This window comes from Paenibacillus lignilyticus (genome assembly GCF_017942085.1).
GTDB classification, from domain to species: domain Bacteria; phylum Bacillota; class Bacilli; order Paenibacillales; family Paenibacillaceae; genus Paenibacillus_Z; species Paenibacillus_Z lignilyticus.
The window spans coordinates 19,999-40,442 of record NZ_JAGKSP010000030.1 but is presented as its reverse complement, the minus strand read 5'-3'; the positions used below and the strand labels follow the sequence as shown (position 1 = coordinate 40,442).

General features: G+C 50.5%; 22 protein-coding genes. 14 read left to right on the top strand and 8 right to left on the bottom strand.

Annotation, left to right across the window (positions count from 1 at the left end):
- From I8J30_RS30895 to ssuE, 6 genes are all read left to right on the top strand, one after another.
- The coding region (locus tag I8J30_RS30895) for a DUF92 domain-containing protein (protein WP_210664228.1) at positions 1-249 on the top strand (249 nt) is incomplete at its 5' end.
- A gap of 221 nt (positions 250-470) precedes the next feature.
- Positions 471-1,193, top strand: coding sequence for an ABC transporter ATP-binding protein (locus tag I8J30_RS30890; protein WP_338044981.1), 723 nt, complete (start codon positions 471-473; stop codon positions 1,191-1,193).
- Positions 1,171-2,217 carry an efflux RND transporter periplasmic adaptor subunit gene (locus I8J30_RS30885; RefSeq protein WP_210664227.1) on the top strand — a complete coding sequence of 349 codons (1,047 nt, stop codon included), beginning with the start codon at positions 1,171-1,173 and terminating at the stop codon, positions 2,215-2,217. Before I8J30_RS30890 ends, I8J30_RS30885 begins: the two co-directional genes overlap by 23 nt.
- Positions 2,218-2,249: 32 nt before the next feature.
- Positions 2,250-5,126, top strand: coding sequence for an ABC transporter permease (locus I8J30_RS30880; RefSeq protein WP_210664226.1), 2,877 nt, complete (start codon positions 2,250-2,252; stop codon positions 5,124-5,126).
- Between the two features lie 3 nt (positions 5,127-5,129).
- On the top strand, positions 5,130-6,014 hold the full coding sequence (locus I8J30_RS30875) for an ABC transporter ATP-binding protein (RefSeq protein WP_090981728.1): 885 nt from the start codon (positions 5,130-5,132) through the stop codon (positions 6,012-6,014).
- Positions 6,015-6,182: 168 nt separating this feature from the next.
- Positions 6,183-6,743, top strand: coding sequence for an NADPH-dependent FMN reductase (gene ssuE / locus I8J30_RS30870; protein ID WP_091220690.1), 561 nt, complete (start codon positions 6,183-6,185; stop codon positions 6,741-6,743).
- Between the two features lie 68 nt (positions 6,744-6,811).
- Here the strand turns inward: ssuE and pepF are convergent, their stop codons facing one another.
- The 3 genes from pepF to I8J30_RS30855 form a co-directional block, all read right to left on the bottom strand.
- Entirely contained in the window at positions 6,812-8,602 is a 1,791-nt protein-coding gene (gene pepF / locus I8J30_RS30865; protein ID WP_210664225.1) for an oligoendopeptidase F, read from the bottom strand.
- A 187-nt stretch (positions 8,603-8,789) separates the two neighbouring features.
- Complete coding sequence (locus I8J30_RS30860; protein WP_210664224.1) at positions 8,790-8,969, bottom strand: hypothetical protein; 180 nt, start codon at positions 8,967-8,969, stop codon at positions 8,790-8,792.
- A 96-nt stretch (positions 8,970-9,065) separates the two neighbouring features.
- Positions 9,066-9,299 carry a hypothetical protein gene (locus I8J30_RS30855; RefSeq protein WP_091220683.1) on the bottom strand — a complete coding sequence of 78 codons (234 nt, stop codon included), beginning with the start codon at positions 9,297-9,299 and terminating at the stop codon, positions 9,066-9,068.
- Between the two features lie 201 nt (positions 9,300-9,500).
- On the opposite strand from I8J30_RS30855, the gene I8J30_RS30850 reads away from it, so the two are divergent.
- The 3 genes from I8J30_RS30850 to I8J30_RS30840 all read left to right on the top strand — a co-directional run bounded on the left by I8J30_RS30850 (position 9,501) and on the right by I8J30_RS30840 (position 11,660).
- Entirely contained in the window at positions 9,501-10,439 is a 939-nt protein-coding gene (locus I8J30_RS30850; protein ID WP_338044980.1) for a methylenetetrahydrofolate reductase, read from the top strand.
- A 126-nt stretch (positions 10,440-10,565) separates the two neighbouring features.
- Positions 10,566-10,763, top strand: a complete 198-nt coding sequence (locus I8J30_RS30845) for a cold shock domain-containing protein (RefSeq protein ID WP_090981718.1) — start codon at positions 10,566-10,568, stop codon at positions 10,761-10,763.
- A gap of 171 nt (positions 10,764-10,934) precedes the next feature.
- Entirely contained in the window at positions 10,935-11,660 is a 726-nt protein-coding gene (locus tag I8J30_RS30840) for a YebC/PmpR family DNA-binding transcriptional regulator (protein ID WP_240548505.1), read from the top strand.
- A gap of 69 nt (positions 11,661-11,729) precedes the next feature.
- Here the strand turns inward: I8J30_RS30840 and I8J30_RS30835 are convergent, their stop codons facing one another.
- Together I8J30_RS30835 and I8J30_RS30830 are read right to left on the bottom strand one after the other, a co-directional pair.
- The gene (locus tag I8J30_RS30835) at positions 11,730-12,944 is read right to left on the bottom strand and encodes an MFS transporter (protein WP_240548504.1); all 1,215 of its coding nucleotides are present in this window, start codon (positions 12,942-12,944) and stop codon (positions 11,730-11,732) included.
- 7 nt (positions 12,945-12,951) lie between these two features.
- Positions 12,952-14,280 (bottom strand): multi antimicrobial extrusion protein MatE, encoded by a 1,329-nt coding sequence (locus tag I8J30_RS30830; RefSeq protein ID WP_210664223.1) that lies wholly within the window; start codon positions 14,278-14,280, stop codon positions 12,952-12,954.
- Positions 14,281-14,393: 113 nt separating this feature from the next.
- Between I8J30_RS30830 and I8J30_RS30825 the strand changes: the two genes are divergently transcribed.
- From I8J30_RS30825 to I8J30_RS30805, 5 genes are all read left to right on the top strand, one after another.
- Positions 14,394-14,708, top strand: coding sequence for a hypothetical protein (locus I8J30_RS30825; protein ID WP_210664222.1), 315 nt, complete (start codon positions 14,394-14,396; stop codon positions 14,706-14,708).
- A gap of 32 nt (positions 14,709-14,740) precedes the next feature.
- Positions 14,741-15,823 carry a tetraprenyl-beta-curcumene synthase family protein gene (locus I8J30_RS30820; RefSeq protein WP_210664221.1) on the top strand — a complete coding sequence of 361 codons (1,083 nt, stop codon included), beginning with the start codon at positions 14,741-14,743 and terminating at the stop codon, positions 15,821-15,823.
- A 51-nt stretch (positions 15,824-15,874) separates the two neighbouring features.
- Positions 15,875-16,843, top strand: a complete 969-nt coding sequence (pfkA, locus tag I8J30_RS30815; protein WP_091220670.1) for a 6-phosphofructokinase — start codon at positions 15,875-15,877, stop codon at positions 16,841-16,843.
- A 94-nt stretch (positions 16,844-16,937) separates the two neighbouring features.
- A complete protein-coding gene (locus I8J30_RS30810) occupies positions 16,938-17,141 on the top strand; it encodes a DUF3906 family protein (protein ID WP_210664220.1) in 204 nt (67 codons plus the stop codon).
- Positions 17,142-17,212: 71 nt separating this feature from the next.
- Positions 17,213-17,743, top strand: coding sequence for an NADPH-dependent FMN reductase (locus tag I8J30_RS30805; RefSeq protein ID WP_210664219.1), 531 nt, complete (start codon positions 17,213-17,215; stop codon positions 17,741-17,743).
- Positions 17,744-17,832: 89 nt separating this feature from the next.
- On the opposite strand, the gene I8J30_RS30800 is transcribed toward I8J30_RS30805, so the two are convergent.
- From I8J30_RS30800 to I8J30_RS30790, 3 genes are all read right to left on the bottom strand, one after another.
- On the bottom strand, positions 17,833-19,077 hold the full coding sequence (locus I8J30_RS30800; protein WP_210664218.1) for a putative glycoside hydrolase: 1,245 nt from the start codon (positions 19,075-19,077) through the stop codon (positions 17,833-17,835).
- Positions 19,078-19,250: 173 nt separating this feature from the next.
- Entirely contained in the window at positions 19,251-19,445 is a 195-nt protein-coding gene (locus tag I8J30_RS30795; RefSeq protein WP_091220662.1) for a hypothetical protein, read from the bottom strand.
- Positions 19,446-19,590: 145 nt separating this feature from the next.
- Positions 19,591-20,418 carry a YitT family protein gene (locus I8J30_RS30790; protein WP_371264841.1) on the bottom strand — a complete coding sequence of 276 codons (828 nt, stop codon included), beginning with the start codon at positions 20,416-20,418 and terminating at the stop codon, positions 19,591-19,593.
- Between the last annotated feature and the right edge of the window lie 26 nt (positions 20,419-20,444).

Genomic DNA, 20,444 nt, shown 5'->3' with positions numbered 1-20,444 from the left:
CTGCTCGCCGCCGCGGCTTGCGCCGGCACGGCCGGCGCCTTCGCCGATTCGCTGCTCGGCGCGACCGTGCAAGTGATGTACCGCTGCCGGGTATGCGGCAGCGAAACAGAGCGCGCCGAGCATTGCGGCGGCAGCGACGCCGTGCAGCGAATTCGCGGCTTCGCCGGGATGAGCAACGACGCGGTGAATTTCGCGTCCTCGGCGCTGGCCGGCTTGCTGGCGCTGCTGATAGGCTGCGCCTTTTTCTAATATCTCCCTGCAGCAAACTCGTTGAATTAAGACTATCCCTATGGATGTCGTACGAGTTATAATCAACCTAATGTTCACGTTTTTGGATGCAATTGTGCGAAAATCTAACAGGTTCTCGGGTTGACAGCCCAGTTTTCGCCTAGTATCCTAACTCTAATAGAAAATTTTTACAGATGTAAATGTAAACGAATTCATAGATTCGGGAAGGAGAATGGCCGCACGTGAAGATTCATACGGCGGAATCGCCGATTGCCAGCAACCTTCCGCTGCTCCAAGCGGATAATGTGAAACGAGTCTTCGGCCGCGGTGACAATTCTGTAACCGCTGTCAAGAATATTAATTTGACGATTAAGAAAGGCTCGATGATCGCGCTTAAAGGCCGTTCCGGCTCCGGCAAGACGACGCTGCTCAATTTACTTGCAGCTTTGGATCAGCCGACAGAAGGTGACGTTTATTTTAACGGCCAAGTTATTTCCAGACTGCCCGAGAAACAGCGCAGCACCTGGCGCAGAACGAATCTGGGGCTGGTGTTCCAGGCTTTCGGTCTTATCCCGCTTATGTCCGCGTACGAGAATGTGGAGTTCGGGCTGCGTATCGCAGGCAGCGATTCGAAGCTGCACAAGGAACGCGCCGAACAAGCGCTGGAATGGGTGGGCATGAAATCCCGCATGAAGCACCGCCCGCCTGAGCTCTCAGGGGGGGAACAGCAGCGTGTAGCGATTGCCAGAGCGATCGCGCATCGACCCGTCCTTCTGCTGGCGGATGAGCCGACAGCCGAGCTGGACAGCCGGATGGGGCTGCAGGTGATTAAAGTGTTCCGTGACCTCGTTGAAAACCTGGGAATGACCGTTGTCATGACGACACACGATCCCGGTATTATGGAAATCGTCGATCATGTTATTGCATTGGAGGATGGAGAGATTGTCTCAGAACCTAACGCGTAAACATCGCCGCAGATTGTTCGTCAAGGAGGCTGCCGCAGTCATGGTCGCGGCTTCGCTGCTTTCCGGCTGCTCGCTTCTGCCGCAGAAGCAAGTTGTCCTGCAGCCGCCGCTTGTACAGCCTGCCGCGGAGAAGGTAGATGCCATCGAAGTGAAGAAGGCGACAATTGAGCGGAGTTTCTCCGGCGCGGCTGTAGTCGCGTCGAGCAAGAATGTGCCGCTCTTCTATAAGGAAAGCGGAAGATTGAAGGAGCTCCACGTGAAGCTCGGGGATGAAGTGAAGGCAGGACAACTGGTGGCCGAGCTGGATATGGGTGATTTGGACCTGCGCGTGAAGCTGCAGAAGCTAAGCCTGGAGCGTGCTCAAATCGAATATTTCCGAGTGAAGCAAAGCGGTGTTACCGGTAATGAACTGCGCATGAAGGAAATCGATCTGGAGCGGGAACAGCTGATGCTCGATTCGATGAATGATCAGTTTGAGTCCGCGAAACTGACGACAACGATCAGCGGCATCGTATCTTATTTGGATACGAAGTCGCCGGGTGACGGCTTGAACGGGTATACGCCGCTGGTGACTGTTGCAGATCCGACGCAGCTTTATCTGATCTACACGGCAGAGGATCCGAAACAAATTGCCGGTGTTCAACGAGACATGGCCGTCCAGATCAAGATGGGCGATAAGAAATTTGATGGCAAAGTGCTGCAATCCCCCTCGGATGCGCCGATTACGCTAAACAAGGAAATCGACGATCGCAACACGAGGCTGCTCTATATTGCCATCGCGAAACCGGACAAAACGTTCGAGCTGGGCAAAACAGCCGACATTCATATCGTGCTTGAGAAACGTGACGATGTGGTAGTCATACCTCGCAGCGGCTTGCGTACTTACTTGGGACGTACCTATGTACAAGCGCTGGATGGCGACCGCCGCAAAGAAATCGACGTTCAGCCGGGTATCATGACATCCACGGAAGTCGAAATCGTCAAGGGATTAGATCCGGGCATGAAAGTGATCCTGAATAACTAATTTCAGCTCATGAGAAGAGAAGAGGTGAACCGATGGCAATCTGGACGATGATTTTTCGTAAAATGGCGAAGAATCGTTGGCTGCAGCTTAACTTATGGTTTGGGCTTACGATCTGCGTAGCACTGTTCAGCTCCATGCCGCTATACTCGCATGCGATTTTGCAGCGCACGTTATTTAAAGAGCTTCAACAGCTTCAGAAGGATCAGAACGTCTACCCTGGCTCATTAAGAGCTTCTACTTCTGTTTCCGGCACGAGAAACTTCGACGAAATCAGAAGTTTGATCGGCAAAGCGGATCGCTATATGTACAACGCGCCGCAGCGCCTTGGCTTGGATGCCCAGTCGTATATCATGTCGAGGGCAACACAGTCGTTCAAGATTATTCCTGTCGATGCCTCCGAACGCGAGAAGAAAGAAATGAGCGTGACGGGAAGCATTCGGACCGTCTCGGATATCGACAAGCGGGTGCATCTGATCGATGGCCGGATGCCGGATGCGAATCGCAGCGACGGCGTTTATGAAGCACTCGTTACGCAGAAATTTATTATTGATCTTAAGCGTGATCTTGACCATGAGTTCGTCTATACGAATAAGGATACGGGTCAGCAGCTCCGCATTATTCCGGTAGGGATCGTGGAGTCGAAGCAGGACAACGTGTACGATCAGTTCAATGTGGAATCGTATAATACTTCCTTCTATATTCCGTTCAAGCAGTTCAACCATGATTTTATCGAGAACCAAGGACTGTTGAAAATTTCGGTGCTTTCCTGGCAGTACTCGCTTAACTATGAGCAGATGAATATTGACCGGATCGATACGTATCTGGGCCAATATACGGCCATGAACAATTATTTCAACATGCGCCTTGGCATTTCGTCGGTGGATATGCCGGCTAAGAATCCGATTGCCACGTATACGGTGAAGAAAGACAAGCTCGACATCATGCTCTGGTCCTTATATTCGCCGGTCATGTTCATGCTTGCGTTCTACTTGTATATGGCAGCTAATCTGATTATTGAGAGGCAGAAGACGGAGATATCCGTATTGCGAAGCCGCGGCGCAAGCCGACTGCAAATTATGCTCGTCTTTCTGGTGGAAAGCCTGCTGCTCGGTCTGTTGGCCCTTGCGGTCGGCCCGTTCATAGGCGTCTATTTCACCAAAATCTTAGGGGCTTCAAGCGGGTTCCTGGAGTTCGTGCAGCGCTCCTCGCTGGATGTTGTGCTGAACAGCACCTCTTATAAAATTGCCGGTGCAGCCGTAATCGGCTCCATCATTCTCATTCTGGTTCCGGCATTCTTGGCTACTCGGATATCGATTGTAGGGCATAAACAGCAGATGGCGCGCTCCAACAAAATGTCTTTCTGGCACAAAACAGGCATAGACATCGTTTTACTGGGTATGGCGATCTACATGTTATATGGCTTTAACAAGCGGATGGCCGATCTGAAGGCGCTTGCACTGGATCCGAATGCGATCCAAGTCGATCCGCTGCTGTTCTTCATGCCGGCACTCTTCAGCTTGGGAACGGGGCTCTTCATTCTTCGGATCTATCCGTGGCTGATTAAATTGGTTTTCTGGATTGGCCGGAGATGGTGGACACCTGCGCTGTATTCCACGCTGCTGCAGATCAGCCGTTCGTCATCGCAATATTTAACCATCAAGGTGTTCTTGATTATGACGGTCGCCATGGGACTGTTCAGCGCCAATGCGGCACGCACGATCAATGGCAATATGGAAGATAAGATTCAATACACGACAGGTTCGGATATTCAGCTGTCCGTTCACTGGGATAACGACAAGCCGCCTCCGGCGCCGGCAGGCATGCCGGCCATGGTAAATGCGGATGATGCGGGGGCGGTTCAAGCTCCTAAAGTTGTCACGTATACGGAGCCTTCGTTCATTACGATGAAAGAGCTTGCCGGCGTGGATACGGCAGCGCGCGTGTTCCGCAAGGATGATGCCAATTTCTCCGCGAATGGGCAGAATGGCGGTACGTCCTTATACGGGATCGATACGTATGAATTCGGTAAAGTAGCCTGGATGCGCGGCGGACTGCTGGAGTATCCGATCAACAGCTACTTGAACCTGATCGCGAGTAATCCGAAGGCAGTGCTTGTCTCCAGATCCATCGCCGACAAAATGAATGTGAAGCCGGGCGACCCGATCTCGGCGAAATGGGCAGGGCTCGACAGCGCGAACTTCATCGTTTACGGGATTATCGATTATTGGCCGGGATGGAATCCGCTGCCTCAGTCGGGCAACCAGGACGATCCGAATGTGCGGATGCCGAATTTGATTGTCGGCCATCTGTCTTACATTCAGAACCATCTTGCGCTTGAACCTTACGAGGTGTGGATTAAGCTCAAAGAAGGCGCCACAAGCTCGGTGATCTATGCGGACTTGGAGAAGAAAGAAATCCCGGTTGAGAAGCTAGTGGATGCGAACCAGCTGTTGATTCGCTCGAAGAACGATCCGTTCCGGCTGGCGATCAACGGTGTCATGACGCTTGGTTTCGTCATTTCGATGATGATCAGCTTCTTCGGATTCCTATTGTTCTGGGTGCTTACGTTATCGGGCAGGACGCTGCAATTCGGTATATTACGGGCAATGGGAATCTCGTTTATGCAGATTATCGGCATGCTGCTAAGCGAGCAGCTGTTGACTTCTGCGGCTGCAATCCTATTTGGGGTACTGATCGGAAATGCGGTGAGCAGCCAGTTCGTTCCGCTGTTCCAGCTGTCCTTCAACGCTTCGGATCAAGTGCCGCCTTTTGAAATTGTCCGTCAGCTAAGCGATTACGTGCAGCTGTACAGCGTCGTAGGCATTATGCTGACAATCGGGCTGGCCGTGCTCGGCATTCGGGTTTCGCGTATGAAAATTACGCAAGCGCTGAAGCTTGGGGAGGAATAAAACATGATTCACTGCGACGGGCTTGTCAAAATTTATAAGACGGACGACTTGGAGGTCGTAGCTCTGCAAGGGCTTGACCTTCATGTCGAAGCCGGTGAGCTGATGGCGATTATCGGCAACAGCGGCAGCGGTAAATCCACGCTGCTTAACATGCTGGGAGGGCTTGACCGCCCTTCAGCCGGTAAGCTGCTTGTAGACGGCAAGGATTTGCTCAAATTTACGGAACGCGATCTGGTCAAATACAAACGGGAGACGGTTGGGTTCGTATGGCAGAGCAACGCGCGAAACCTGATTCCGTATTTGACTGCGCTGGAGAACGTGGAGCTGCCGATTCTGCTGAAAGGCCGAGGCAAACGGCTGCGGGCGCTCGAGCTGCTGGAGGCGGTTGGGTTAAGCCATCGCATTAAGAATCGGCTGAGCGAGCTCTCCGGCGGCGAGCAGCAGCGGGTAGCCATCGCGATAGCGCTCGCGAACGAGCCGAAGCTGCTGCTTGCCGATGAACCGACGGGCTCGCTCGACACGCGCATGTCCAATCAAATTCTGGACTTGTTCCGGGAGCTTAACAGCAGAATGGGCATTACGATCGTTATCGTTACGCATGATCCGTTGCTTGCGCGCAAAGTTGACCGGGTCGTTGCGATCCGCGACGGCAAAACCTCTTCTGAGATTATCAGACGGCAATCTTATGCGGAAGAGTTGGCTGCGCTTGCGAACGGCAGCATCTTCGAAGCGGAAGAAAGCCATGTGGAATATGCCGTTATCGACAAAGCAGGTCGGCTCCAGATTCCGGCATCGTATCTGCAAGCGGATGAGTTCAAGGAGAAGAATAAAGTGCGGGTAGAGATGGAAGAGGGAAGAATTATTTTGTATCCGCCGGAAGCGAAATAATAGGCAAAGATCCGGGAAGACTGGCCAGTAACTGCAGAGGCAAGTCTCCCGGATTATTTTTCATTTATTCATAGTTTACATATCGGAATTCTATTAGTATACTAATCCCATAAGATGGATTGCTTGTGCAAGCTAAAATATAGCGATAAACCGGGAGTGTGAGCAGCTATGCCGAAAGTAGTAATAATTTCAGGAAGTCCGAATCCGATTTCTCGTTTGAACGGGTTGACCGATTACGCGGAAGCTAAGCTTCTGGGACTCGGGTGGGAAGTGAGCTCGCTGCATGTAGCTTCGCTTCCGGCAGAGGATCTCGTATTGGCTCGCTGGGACAGCTCGGCGATTAAAGATGCGAATAAGCAGATTGCAGACGCGGACGCTGTCATCGTAGCAAGTCCGGTGTACAAAGCATCTTTCACCGGCGTGCTTAAGACTTACCTGGATTTGCTGCCGCAGACCGGCTTGGAAGGGAAGGTTGTGCTGCCGTTGTTCATTGGCGGAACGATCGCTCATTTGCTGACGATTGATTATGCCTTGAAACCGGTGCTTTCGGCGTTATATGCGCGTCATGTTTCAGCAGGCGTCTATGCCGTAGATTCGCAAATCAAGAAGACCGATGCCGGCGGCTTGCAGCTGGATGAGGAGCTTATTCAGCGTCTGGACGGAGCCGTGTCTTCTTTCGCGGAAGCGACAGAATTGTTTGCTTCGCTGCGGACGCCGTCCCAGCCGTAATAACCGCGCAATGAGAAAGAGCAGCCCGGTTGGGCTGCTCTTTCTCATTCTTAGGAAGTGGAAGCAGCTTAAGAAGTCAGCTGCTCCATTTGCTCGATCAATTGTTCGAACACGCTCATCGCTTGCTCGATCGGTTCCGGGGTCGACATATCGACGCCGGCTTTCTTCAAGATATTGATGGAATAGTCGCTGCCGCCGCTCTTCAGGAAGCCGAGGTAACGCTCCACCGCAGGGGCGCCTTCCTCCAGGATCTGTTTGGAGAAGCTGGTAGCTGCGGAGAAGCCCGTCGCATATTTGTACACATAGAAGCTGGTGTAGAAATGCGGGATACGTGCCCATTCCATTTCGATGTCTTTATCGATGACCATGCCGTCGCCATAGTACAGCTTGTTCAGGTCGTAGTAGATTTTACTGAATTCCTGCGGCGTCAAGGAATCGCCTTCCTCGGCGCGTTCGTGAATGATCTTCTCGAATTCCGCGAACATCGTCTGACGGAATACCGTTGTGCGGAATTGGTCGGCATAGTAGGTCAGCAGGTACATTTTTTCTTTCGGATCGGTCGACTTCTTCAGCATGTAATCCATGAGCAGCGCTTCGTTGAGCGTCGAGGCCACTTCGGCCAAGAAGATCGTGTATTGCGCGTCGCGGTAATCCTGATTGTTGTCGGAATAGTAGGAATGAAGCGCATGGCCCATTTCGTGCGTCAAGGTGAACATGCTGTTCAAGTTGTCCTTGTGGTTGAGCAGCACGTAAGGGTGCGTGCCGTAAGCGCCCCAGCTATATGCGCCGCTGCGTTTGCCTTCGTTCTCGTATACGTCGATCCAGCCTTTATCGAATCCATCCTGCAGCACGGTCAAATAATCGCTGCCTAGCGGCTTCAAGCTCTCGCTGACGGTTTTCTTCGCATCCTCGAAGGTGATGTCCATCTTGAACTCATCTACAAGCGGAGCGAACAAGTCATACATATGGAGCTCATCTACTTTCAGCAGCTTCTTGCGAAGCTCCATGTAGCGATGCATGAGCGGAAGATACTTATGAATGGTGCTGATCAGGTTCCCGTACACTTCCTTCGGAATGTTGTCTCCGTAGAGCGACATTTCGAGCGTAGAAGGATATTTGCGGGCACGTGAGTAGAACAAGTTCTTCGTTACATTCGAGCTGAGCGTGGAAGCAAGTGTGTTCTTAAGCTTGCCGTACGTGTCGTACATCGCTTTGAAAGCACCTTCGCGCACTTCACGGTTCTTGCTCTCCAGAAACTGTATGTAACGGCCATGGGACAATTCAACCTCTTCGCCGTTCTCGTCCTTCACTTTCGGGAATTTCAAGTCGGCGTTGTTCAGCATGCTGAAGATTGTGCCCGGAGCTTGGCTGATGTTACCGACCTGCGCAAGCAGCGCTTCTTCGGATTTGGAGAGTACATGCGCCTTCTGACGGCTCATTTCTTCCAAGGTGTGGCGATACTTAGCGAGATCCGCGTTATTGATCATGCTTTGGAGCGCTTCGTCGGAGAGACTGAGCACCTCAGGCGTGATGAAGGAGAGCGCTTCGCCGGTTTCGACGCTCAGCTTCTTGGATTTGTCGGAGAGGGCTTGGAAGCCCGGCTCTGCCGTATCCTCGTGATGTTTCATGTTCGCGTACACATAGAGTCGTTCTACTTTGAGCGAAAGCTCGTCCTCAAGCTCGAAGCAAGCTTTGAGCTGTGCTGGGTCTGCTAATTTGCCTTGATAAGCTTCTACTTTCTTCATCTGCTCTTTCGCTTGCGCATATTCCTTGTCCCATGCGGATTGATCCGCGAAAATATCCTCCAGCTGCCAGCGGTGCTCAGCTGCGGTTTCGGAGCGTTTTGGTACTTGGTTCATGGGAACCCTCCTCGCATGATGGTTGGTAGATGTGGCGGAATCAGCAGAATGGGGTGCTTCACGCTGCAGGACGTTAGCTTGACTTGATTGCAGCAGTGAGAGCGATAATAGGATCGGCAGCCATTTCACGCTAGAAGTCACGCTCCCTGAAAGGTTGTGACTCTAGTTTGGCCCGGCAGGCGGTTCCTTATGTCCCCATCGTTGTCAAACTGTACACGATCAGGAAAAAGGCAAATGCAATAAATACGATCGCTGCGATGGCAAGTCCTCTGCGCAAGCTGGGCGGAATATTATTCCGCTGCATGATGATGACGACCCCGAGTGAAAAAGCGGCAATGATGAATATAATCGTAGATGTCTTATCCACTTATATGTAGCTCCCCTCCGCACAACCTATGCAGGTTGGTACATGGTTATGTTCGATAAACAGGATGAATTTTCCTCCTGCACGCAAGCCTCGAATTTAGACCGATCTGAAGGCTTCCATGATAGCTGCGAGTTCTTCCTCGCGGCCTGCAAATTCAGATGGACGGAAGCGGTTCTCGGCCCAGTGCAGCATTTCCGGGCGGCTGACGAATGTATGGCATTCTTCGCCCCATTGATCGTTGATCTCGCGAACAATCAGTGTTTTGCCTTGTACTTCAACGTTGAGCATATTGTATTTATCTGTTTTATAAATTTGAACCTTTTTAAACATAAGGACCATCCCTCTCTGTAAATAGCTTGATGCTTCATACAATGATAGCCATAAAATAGGGTAGAAATCAAATATTTCATGGTCTTACGCCGTCAAATAAAGCGGCTTTTGGGGGAGAAAAGGATAAACGAATTTGGTTCACGAATTACTTATGAGGTCGAATAACAGCCAGTGAATTATTTAATCGAAGGAAGTGGAGAAGTGGATAGCTTGCTAAGAGAGAAAATTATCAGAAGAGAACCGGGCATCACTACATATGGCATGACACCGCCTAAGGAGTCGAATACTGCCGAGAAAATCGCCGAAATCGCTCAGAAGCAAGTGGAGCGGCTGGAAGGTTTACAAATAGACGGTTTAATCCTGTACGATGTGCAGGAGGAGAGCGATCGCATCGAGCAAGACCGGCCGTTTCCGTTTCTGCGGACAGTCGATCCCACGACATACAGCAAGGAGTATTTGAATCAATTAGCGGTTCCCAAGATCATTTACCGCTGCGTCGGCAACTATTCAGCGAATCAGTTCTCGGAATGGCTGCAGGCAGAATCGGATCAAGACCGATTCTCCGTCTATGTGGGAGCATCCTCGAGCAAGCAGGCTACGAGCATGCGGCTACCGGAGGCGTACGAGCTAAGCCGGCGTATGGATCCGAACCTGACCTTCGGCGGTGTTGTGATACCGGAAAGACATACGATGAAGAACGATGAGCATCTTCGCGTGATACAGAAAATGAACAGCGGCTGCCAATTCTTCATCTCTCAGGCAACGTACAATATAGAAGCGACCAAAAATTTCTTATCGGACTATTACTATTCCTGCAGAGATCAGGAAATCGACATGGTGCCGATCTTGATCAATGTTGCGCCTTGCGGTTCGCCGAAGACGCTGGAATTTATGAAATGGCTTGGCATCAGCATTCCGAAATGGCTGGAAAATGACTTGAAGCATTCCAATGATATTTTAGATAAATCCGTTACGCTCTCGCATCGCATGTTTGAAGAAATTTTCGATTTCGGATTGGAGAAGGGGATTCCGCTCGGGTGCAGCGTAGAGAGCGTTTCGACGAGAAAAGTTGAAATTGATGCTTCCGTGGCCCTTCTGAATGAAATCAGAGCGACGATTGCAAAGAAACGGGTCAAGTAACCCAAGATTCCATTAACACAACTCGTCCTTTTTGTCAACATTTAATTGCAAATAACTGGCATCGAGTGTATAATAAAGCAAGTCGCCCGGTTTTACGGTCGCGCTCATTTTTAGGAGGTTGTTCATTTGAAAGGAACAGTTAAATGGTTTAACGCAGAAAAAGGCTATGGCTTCATTCAAGTAGAGAATGGCGAGGACGTGTTCGTTCATTATTCCGCAATTCAAGGCGAAGGCTTCAAGTCGCTGGATGAAGGTCAATCCGTAGAGTTCGATATTACACAAGGCAATCGCGGGCCGCAGGCGGCAAACGTTACCAAACTGTAAGCTATGCAGCTTCCACCGGGAAGCTTCTCATAAGTAAACGCTATAGATGAGCCCGACATGATGATGTCGGGTTTTTTTTATTTGTTTGGGGGCTTTGACCTCCACATGGACAAGATGATAAACTGGTGAATGGAAATTATTCTACCTCTGCTAAGGAGCGAATTAGAGCTTATGAAATTCAAATTGTTTAAAGACCGCAAAGGGAAGGCCGATCAGGCTAAAAATAATAAATTCGTTAAGCTGGCAAGAGAGCTATACGTTCATGCACGCAAAGGCGGACCGAACCCGGAGTCGAACTTTGCCTTGAAGAATACGATTGCGGCGGCTCGTGCCGAGCAAATGCCGACAGACAGCATTGAACGTGCGATCAAGAAGGCTGCAGGCGCCAATGATAATGTGGAGTATGAAGAAATCATGTATGAAGGCTACGGCCCGGGCGGTACCGCGATCATGGTTCGCTGCTTGACGGATAACCGGAACCGCACGGCTGCGGATGTTCGTTCGATCTTCAATAAACGCGGCGGGAATATGGGCGAGAGCGGCTGCGTCTCCTATATGTTCGATCAGAAGGGACTGCTCGTCATTAGCCGTGAAGAGCTGGATACCGACGAGGATACGATGATGATGCAGGCGCTGGAAGGCGGAGCGGAGGATGTTATCGTCAATGAGGAAAGCTTTGAAGTCATTACGCATCCGCATGAGTTCGAAGCCGTGAAGACGGAGCTTGAGAAGCTTGGGCATAAGTTTGAAACGGCGAGCGTTCAATGGCTGCCGCAAAACACGGTTTCAGCAGAAGGCGAAAATGCAGAGAAGCTGCAGAAGATGATGGATGCTTTCGAGGATAATGAGGATGTCCAAGACGTTTACGTCAATTTCGAACTGTCGGACGAAGAATAGATCTTGATAAAAGCCCCCTTGCAAATTGCGAGGGGGCTTTTTTACTATATGCAATAGGAGCATGCTAGGCTAGGCATCGCGATCGATGTAATGTTTACCAAGGAAAGCGACAGATGCGACTAAGGCAAGCGTCATGGCCAGTTGGAAGAAGGCTGTTCTTCCGAACTGCTGGAAGACTGCGCCGCCGGCAGTCCCGCTTATTGCGCCGGCAAAGCCGCTCCAGACGATGGCGTAAACGGCCTGCCCGGAGGAGCGGAACTCATCGGGAATGATGGAAGACAAGTAACGCAGCGCCGTAACCATGTAGATCCCGAACGTAATGCTGTGCATCGCCTGGATCGGAATAATCCAGATCGGGTCTGTTATTTCGCTGATGAGCCAGAAGCGCAGGGCATACATCAGGCTGGCGATAGCCAGCAGGGGAAGCTCTTTGAATTTATGACCGTACTTGCCGAGCAAGTACAGGATCGGGATTTCACTGATGGCGGAGATCATCCACGCAATGCCGACAAGCGAGTTGTCCGCACCCATTTCCCGCATTGTGACGGCCAGAAAGCCTTCATACATCCGATGCGCGATGGAAACAACCAGAACGATGGCGAAGTAGCTGAGGATGCTCGGTTTGCGAATGAGCTTCAGGAAACCGCCGAATTGGATTTTTCGCTTCGTTCCCTGATAGTCTTTAAGTGTAAAGGATAGCAGCAAGGCAAGGCTGATCGAGCCGACAGCCAGCGGAATTGTCGTTGAAGTACCGGTTACTTTAATGAGCTGGCCGACCAGAAACGCCGAGAATGCAAAACCCAGTGATCCGAATACTCGAATGAGCGCATAGGGCTTGGATGTAAATTGACTGGATAACAGAATCAGGCTGTCGCTGAGCGGATTGACAGGCGTCTGAAAGAAATAGAAAGCCAGCATAATGAAGCAGACAATAACGAAGGCATCCGTCGTAAAGAGCAGTGAGACCATGACCAGTTGTCCAAACATGAGAAGCGTCATTATTTTCTTAATGGTCCGATAGCGGTCGCTTGCTGTTCCGAAGATGATGTTCGCGAAAATCGAAATGAACGGCCCGGTTGAATAAATGATGCCAATTTGACCCGCCGTATAACCGCGGTCCATGAAGTACAACGGGAAGTAAGAGACGACAAGCGCTTGTGTAGTATAAATAACGTACATAAAGAATCGTAGCATGAACACTTCTCGCGTCTTCGAGCCAGCTATAGAAGCCGCTTGCGCGTTATCGGCGGAAGCGTTGTTTAGGTTTGATCGTGTAGTGCCCAAAATAATTTCACTCCAAATCTGCTGCCTGCCTAGACATTGTTTTGTCCGCATGTCCGACTCGTCTGATCGCAATCGCGATGAACAGACATTCTGCGGCTACCCCAATCGATTGTGCCCATGCGCCGATTGCGCCATTCCAGCCCGGCGTCAGCATAATGCATAGAACCGAGGTTGCTACCGTGAACAATAGATTCACGGATTGTGAGCCCAAGATGATGCGTGTCTGACCGCGCACCATAATGAGTCCGTTACCTACATCCAGCCACGGCAGCGCCAAGGCGAGCAGGACGAATGGCTGCATGGCAAGGATGGTTTCCGATTTCAGTTTCCCTTCAACGCCCATGACATGGCCGACGATGAAATCGCCTGCCGGCGTGAAGGCCAGAAGAGCGACGAGCAGCGTTGGGATGAAGCCAAGCAGCAGCGTGAATTTTCGGACGGCTTTCGGATCGATTTTATAGAAGTTCAGTACAATTTGATGGAAATAAGTAAAGAAGCTTAAAGTGAGCTGAACCAGACTCGCTGCAAGCGCAAAGGATGCAATGGACAACGCCGCATCGCTTGTTTTACCGAGCAGTATATTGATAGAAGGCCCGATCCAAACCGCGATCAGCGTGGACAGCAGCAATGGACGATAGAACGAGAATACTTGCCTGAAGTTCTGTATGGCATGCCGTTCTACTTTCTCCGGCATCTGCTTGACCAGCGAAGAGCCTTCAAGATAACTAACCAATGCTTCGATCATCATGCCGGCCAGGAAAATGACAGCGCCGACCGTTCCGCTTGTTACCCCTTTGTTCATAAAATAAACAGCAATGCCGTACATTCCGACAAGACGCAGCGCCATGCCGATCGTCAACCATTTGGTGCGTAAATGATAAATAATGACGCCGTGATATAAACAGCGGATGCCTGAGAAAATACTGACGAACATGAGAATTTGATAGACCTCCAGAATATGCGGAACGAGGTCGTCATCTGCGCCGAATAGTCCTCCGAATATCCAAGTGCCGAGCGGTGAATAGCAGATGACCATACCAAGTACCAGTATGGCTGCGAACACAACTTGGCCGACTCGCAGCATAGCGCGGAAAGACTGCTTATCGCGTACCAGTGCCGAGCATGTCTGGCGCAGCAACACGGCGGGCCTTTCCGTAATAATAAGCAGACTCATCGCGATGGCATAACTCGCGATGACGACTTTCTGATTGGCTGCATGTGCCAGTGTACTATTGATTATGACATGTGAGATAGTTACGAGAGAGGCTGAAAGTCCCAGCGGCAAAAAAAAACGCCATAGCTGTCTCATCGACACAGAGCCTGGCTGTTTCCCCATAGTTCGTTCTCCTTGCAAGCGATATGTACCTCAGTATAGCATATGGCGAACAAGTTTTCGCGCTGGATTTGTACTCTATGAAATGGTACATTATTTGTTGGAGGTTTTGAGACGTGAACCAATTTTTTTGTTGGAATGACCGGCTTGGAATCCCGCTTCCGTCCCTCCATCAGGATTGGGACATGTACAGTGAAAGGGATCGCACGTTCATTGTGACAGAATGGGAGATTATTCGCGGGACGATTCCTGAGCGCGTAATCGCATTGGAAGCGGTCATTAACCTGAAGCAAGTTCAGCTGTTTGAAGAAGAGAACTTCGAGCGTTCATGTACCATTAACTCCGACATTGCCGAGCTGGCAAGCCGGATTAATGATTTACATATTTGGTACCGCATGAATCAAGAAATTGAAAATAAGCGCCATTCGTAACAAGCGGAGTGGGAGAAGGAGGGCGCATCCCGATGCAACTAACAGCTTTGGCCCGCCAAATGCCGCAAACGCCTATTCGATTAATGTACCGGGTATACAAATATGTACTGCCGGAAGTTAGAGCCGAACTTGCAAGATTGCGTGTCATTGCCGAGCGAATTCCCGACGATGAGCTGCGTACGCAAGCGATAGCCAGCATGACGAGCAAGCAGTTTCACTGTGAAGGAGGCGGTATTTACGCCGCCGCCAACTTGCAGTTCAGGGATGTGCTCGTTCCTCTCATCGTTGCATTGCAGACGATCAGTGATTATTTGGACAACTTATGTGACCGAAGCACTTCGCTCGATGCGGACGATTTTCGACTGCTTCATCAATCGATGCTGGATGCCGTAGACCCGAACGCGCCGCTGCGCGATTATTACGCACTGCGGACAGAACGCGACGACGGGGGGTATTTGCATGAGCTGGTGCGTACATGTCAAGCCTGTATAAGGAAACTGCCATCGTATCCGGCTGTGCAGCCTTATGTGACAGAGCTTGTTGGACTATATGGTGACCTGCAGGTTCATAAACATATCGTCAAAGAGAAACGCGAACCGGCTTTGCTGGCATGGTGGGAGCAGCACAGTCAACTTGCACCGAATTTCAAGTGGAACGAGTTTGGAGCGGCAACAGGCTCCACATTGGGTATGTTTATGCTGTTTCTTGCCGCTTCGGATGAAGGCTGCGGCCGCGAAGAAGCGCTTCAAGTGCGCAACGGCTATTTCCCTCATGTTTGCGGTCTTCATATTATGTTAGATTATTTGATCGACCAAGAAGAAGATCGGATAGGCGGAGACTTGAATTTCTGCAATTACTATTCCAATCAAAGTGAATTGGTGACGCGAATCGGAGACATCGTCGAAGGTGCGCGGCGGGATGTGAGCGGGCTGCCCGCTCCGAAGTTTCACCGCATGGTAATCGAGGGCCTGCTCGCCTTATACCTGTCCGACCCCAAAGTCCGGGGTCAGAAGGATGTGCAGCTCGTTTCGAAGCGCCTGATGCGGAAGAGCCCGCTCACGCGGCTGTTCTTCTGGGGAAACAGCGTTGTTATTCGATTGCGTCAATTTAAATAAAGGTAGGATCATGGAAATCACAGATAAAGATGAAAGAGGAGTGGATTTGCAATGTCAGCAGTAAAATCAATTGCCGTTCTTACAAGTGGTGGAGATTCGCAAGGGATGAACGCAGCGGTTCGCGCTGTTGTCCGTAGTGCTTTATATCACGGACTTGAAGTATATGGTGTACAACGCGGCTATCAAGGCCTGCTTAATAATGATCTTCGTCAAATGGATCTTCGCAGCGTAGGGGATATCATTCAGCGCGGTGGTACCATTCTTCAAACCGCCCGCTGTAAAGAGTTTCTGACGCCGGAAGGCCAACAGAAAGGTGCGGAAGTACTCCGCGAGCGCGGCATCGACGGTCTTGTCGTCATCGGCGGGGACGGTTCCTACCAAGGCGCCAACAAGCTTTGCAAGCTGGGCATCAAAACAATGGGATTGCCGGGAACGATCGACAACGATATTCCGTTCACCGACTACACCATCGGATTTGATACTTCGGTTAGCATCGTTGTCGATGCGATCAACAAGCTGCGCGATACGATGACTTCGCACGAGCGTTCTTCGGTCGTAGAGGTTATGGGCCGTCATTGCGGCGATATCGCGCTGTATGCCGGTTTGGCGAGCGGTGCGGAAACCATTATCGTACCGGAAGTGCCGTTTGATTTGGATCAAGTCGCTAACCGCATGAAAGAAAACTTCAGCTCCGGCAAACGTCACAGTATCATCGTTGTTGCTGAAGGCGCGGCAAGCGGCGAAGATATCGGTAAAGGCATTACGGAGCGTTGTGGAATGGAGCCTCGCGTTACCGTTCTGGGCCACATTCAGCGTGGCGGAACGCCAACGCACAATGACCGGATCCTTGCCAGCCAACTGGGCGACTTCGCTGTTCGCAAGTTGATGGAAGGCGATTCCGGCAAAGGCTGCGGCATTATCCGCGGTGAGCTCGTCGTGACAGACATTGATAAAGTAGTAAACACGAAGAAACCGTTCAACATGGATCTCTACAACCTGGCTCTTCGTTTATCTCAATAAATGAACTTAAAGCCTTATATGCGCGTCTGCCGGGGAGTATGGTCCCGATTGACTGCCCGTATAAGGCTTTTCTATTAATTAGGAGGTTGGAAGGATGTTCTTGTACAAAATCGAAATCGAAATGGAAGATACTTCGGCGCATCTGATTCTGCTCGCAGAGACGGATGAGAAAGCGTTCTCGTTCGTAGAGAGCCATGTTGCGCGTCATTATATCAAAATGCCAGTCCTGAAGGCGGTTGCCATCGTGGAGAAGAAACGGACCGAAGTCGGTTCAGGTTACCTGATTCCCCAATCGTAAATTCCTTTATTGACCAAACATACAAAACATACTATTATGTATGTAAAGTGGAAATTGGAAGGGGAATATTTATGCGCATTACGATTATCGCGGGAAGCAATCGTCCGGAATCGACCAGTACCAAATTGTCCAGATATATCGGGAAGTTTATGGAGACGGAGGGCCATGAGGTTACCGTATTCGACCTGTATAAGCAGCCGCTGCCGTTCTACGGCACGCACGAGGATACGAATCCTAACCTCGCAGCATTGCGCGAATCGGTATTCCACAGCGATGCTGTCGTGCTCAGCACGCCTGAATATCACGGAAGCATCTCCGGCGTGCTGAAGAATGCCCTTGATTTCCTTGGCGGCGATCATTTCGACAGCAAAGCCGTGCTATCTATCTGTTCTGCCGGCGGTGCAGTAGGGGTAAGCTCGCTTACCCAATTGCAAGCCATGGTACGGAACATGCACGGCATCAATTGTCCGGAGTGGATCTCCATCGGCGGCGCGGCACGTCAATTCGAAGCCGACGGTACCCCGTCATCCATAGATGTCGTAACCCGCGTTCACCGTACCGTACCGTATTTCTTGCAATTGGCAGCGAAGCTGCGCAAGTAAGTTAGCTTCGTGAGCTTTAAACGCAAAACGCTCTGCAGCCCTGTCGGAATTCATTCCGAGCACGGCCTGCAGAGCGTTTTGCGTATCATTTAGAAGTTGGCGTCCGCCGTATAACGATTGTTCGCGTTCCATAGTAAATATTCATGAATGCCGGAATCCTGCAATGCTTTAATCTGTGCGTCCACTTCGGCTTTGCCGTATTTAATATAATGCCCTTTGCCAAGCCAGCTCGCTGTGAAGTCTTGAATCCAAGGCCGGATGATCGGTTTATAGGATCCGATCGGATCTAATTTCTTGTGTGTATCGACCATGGCACCTTTGATGGTCGCGTAAGGGTCTTTATCCGGATCCTTCACTTTAAACCAGCCCGTGCTGTAATGACTTGGATAAATCATCGGTGCAATGACATCCACATATTTCGATATTTTCACGAAATCTTGCCCGATTCCTTCGGCGGCCGGTACGGAAGCGGCGTAGCCGAATATATCTACCGATACGCGCACGCCTAGCGGCTCAAGCTGGGACTTCGCATATTTGACGAATGCCGCGATCGTGTCTACTCGCGTATCTTTATTTTTCTCGAATTTCAGGGAGTCGGCTTTCTTCTCGAAGCCTTCCGGGAAGCGGACATAGTCGAATTGAATTTCTTTAAAACCGAGCTTCACGGCTTCCTTTGCAATCGCAATGTTGTAATCCCATACTTCTTTCTTATAGGGGTTGACGAAGCTGTCGCCCTTGCCGTTCTGCCAAATCGATCCGTCCTTACGCACGAAGGAAAGCTCGGGATGACTTCTGGCAAGCACGGTATCCTTAAATACTACGATCCGTCCGATGGGGTATACCTCATGTTTCTTCAGGCGTTCCATCGTTTGATTGATATTGCTGATGAACTTCTTTGGTTTGCCGAGCTTTAACAGCTCTGGGTTGGTAGTGGGGTAGGTAATGTAGCCGTTATCATCCTTCAAATCGATGACCATGCTGTTCAGAGCCGTATTATCGAGCAGCTTCAGCAATGATTCCATTCGAGCGCCTCCGGCACTGTGAGCCGTTACATAGATGCCTTTCACTTCGGGGGCATCCGGCTGCGGATCATGCTTGACGAATTCGGTTCCTGTATTGGAACCTGTGCCTGTTCCTCCGGGAGTTGCGGTACCCGTGCCCGGATTCGTTCCTGTCTGCGTCGTACCTCCGGGACCATTCGGCTGCTGCGAATTCGGAGCGGCTATCATTGTAGCGAGCAGTTGGTGGGTAGAGGCGGATTGCGCGCCTGCTTGCGCATCAGATCCGGTTAAGACATGAAACAACAATAACAAAGTAGAAACAATAACATCCATTTCAATTCTCTCCCCATCTGCCAAGTCAGTAAAATTATAATTCAGTTTCGGATGAAGGCACAGAGGTATTTTGTAGGAATTTGTTAGAAATTGAAGAGGAGGGGAAGGCAGTCGCTTTATTGAAACAAAAAAAGAACGAGAACCGATTGCTCGTTTCTCGTCCGGGTAGTTCTCTATTGCAAAAGCACTTCTCTTTGATGCTCGCAAATGCTTTGCTGCACAATCTCCATCGCGTCCTCAGGTTCCAGCAATGCCAGTCCATCCCGCAGCACGATATTCAAATTCAATTCCCGCTCCGTGAGGAAAGGCACTAATTCCGGTGCTAGCTTTTCCACAATCTGTAATAATCTGACCGTTTCCATATCCATGAAGCATCACCCTTTCATCGTAATGGAGGGTAAAACGTATGGCACGAAACAAATTCAACGGGATAGCTATATTATAACAGCAGCGAATTCAAAAACCTAGTGTTAAGCAAACAATTTCCATATTAGCCGATGCCCGTTTTGCAAATTAAAGGGAAGGCTTGCGGAATTCGCCCATTACACCGACGGTTTCTACAATATTTACGAATGCGCGCGGGTCCGTGCTTTCAATAATTTTGCGCAGCTGGTTCAATTCGAAGCGAGTTGTCACCGTCATCAGCATGTCGTTCTCTGCATTCGTGTAGGCGCCGCGCGTCTTAATGACGGTTACGCCCCTGATCAGCGGAATCATGGCGGTGCGCATTTCTTCGGTCTTCGTAGTGACGATAAAGACGGTAATCTTCACATGACTAATATGAATGAGGTCGATGATTTTACCTGTCGTAAAGATCGACAGCAAGGAGAATAACGCGATATCCCAGTCTTTGGTCAGCATTCCCAGTGCGGCGATAACGGTTCCGTTCAGGACGAAGATCAGCATGCCGACCGATAAGTCGCGTTTGCGTGTAATAATGGCCGCTATTATATCGAAGCCGCCGGAGGAGGAGCCTACACGAAGAGCCAGTCCGCTTCCGAAACCAATGACGACGCCGCCGAATACCGCGCCAAGCGTTAAATCCTCAACCATGGGGTTAACCGGAACAAGCTGCATGAAGAGCGTCGTAGCGGCAACCGAGAACGCGCTCCAGCCGACAAAACGCAAGCCCAGTACCCGCCATCCCCAGATTAAAATAGGCACATTTAGAATAAAATAAAGCCAGCCAATGTTTAGGCCGGTCGCATACCCGGCAATCATCGTAATGCCGGATACGCCGCCGCTGATCATTTTGTGCGGAATCAGAAGCTGGTTAAAGCCAAAAGCGATCAGCAAAGCACTGATCAAAGTCGTTGCTGCAGTTCGTGAAGTTCTCAAAATAGTTCACCTCGGCGGAGTATAATCAA

Excerpts from the sequence above, each read along its gene's own strand:
- I8J30_RS30805 (WP_210664219.1), top strand. The coding sequence starts at position 17,213 with ATGCGCATTACGATTATCGCGGGAAGCAATCGTCCGGAATCGACCAGT.
- I8J30_RS30800 (WP_210664218.1), bottom strand. The coding sequence starts at position 19,077 with ATGGATGTTATTGTTTCTACTTTGTTATTGTTGTTTCATGTCTTAACC.
- I8J30_RS30830 (WP_210664223.1), bottom strand. The coding sequence starts at position 14,280 with ATGGGGAAACAGCCAGGCTCTGTGTCGATGAGACAGCTATGGCGTTTT.
- I8J30_RS30810 (WP_210664220.1), top strand. The coding sequence starts at position 16,938 with ATGTTCTTGTACAAAATCGAAATCGAAATGGAAGATACTTCGGCGCAT.
- I8J30_RS30875 (WP_090981728.1), top strand. The coding sequence starts at position 5,130 with ATGATTCACTGCGACGGGCTTGTCAAAATTTATAAGACGGACGACTTG.
- ssuE (WP_091220690.1), top strand. The coding sequence starts at position 6,183 with ATGCCGAAAGTAGTAATAATTTCAGGAAGTCCGAATCCGATTTCTCGT.
- I8J30_RS30840 (WP_240548505.1), top strand. The coding sequence starts at position 10,935 with ATGAAATTCAAATTGTTTAAAGACCGCAAAGGGAAGGCCGATCAGGCT.
- I8J30_RS30820 (WP_210664221.1), top strand. The coding sequence starts at position 14,741 with ATGCAACTAACAGCTTTGGCCCGCCAAATGCCGCAAACGCCTATTCGA.
- pfkA (WP_091220670.1), top strand. The coding sequence starts at position 15,875 with ATGTCAGCAGTAAAATCAATTGCCGTTCTTACAAGTGGTGGAGATTCG.
- I8J30_RS30855 (WP_091220683.1), bottom strand. The coding sequence starts at position 9,299 with ATGTTTAAAAAGGTTCAAATTTATAAAACAGATAAATACAATATGCTC.
- pepF (WP_210664225.1), bottom strand. The coding sequence starts at position 8,602 with ATGAACCAAGTACCAAAACGCTCCGAAACCGCAGCTGAGCACCGCTGG.
- I8J30_RS30795 (WP_091220662.1), bottom strand. The coding sequence starts at position 19,445 with ATGGATATGGAAACGGTCAGATTATTACAGATTGTGGAAAAGCTAGCA.
- I8J30_RS30880 (WP_210664226.1), top strand. The coding sequence starts at position 2,250 with ATGGCAATCTGGACGATGATTTTTCGTAAAATGGCGAAGAATCGTTGG.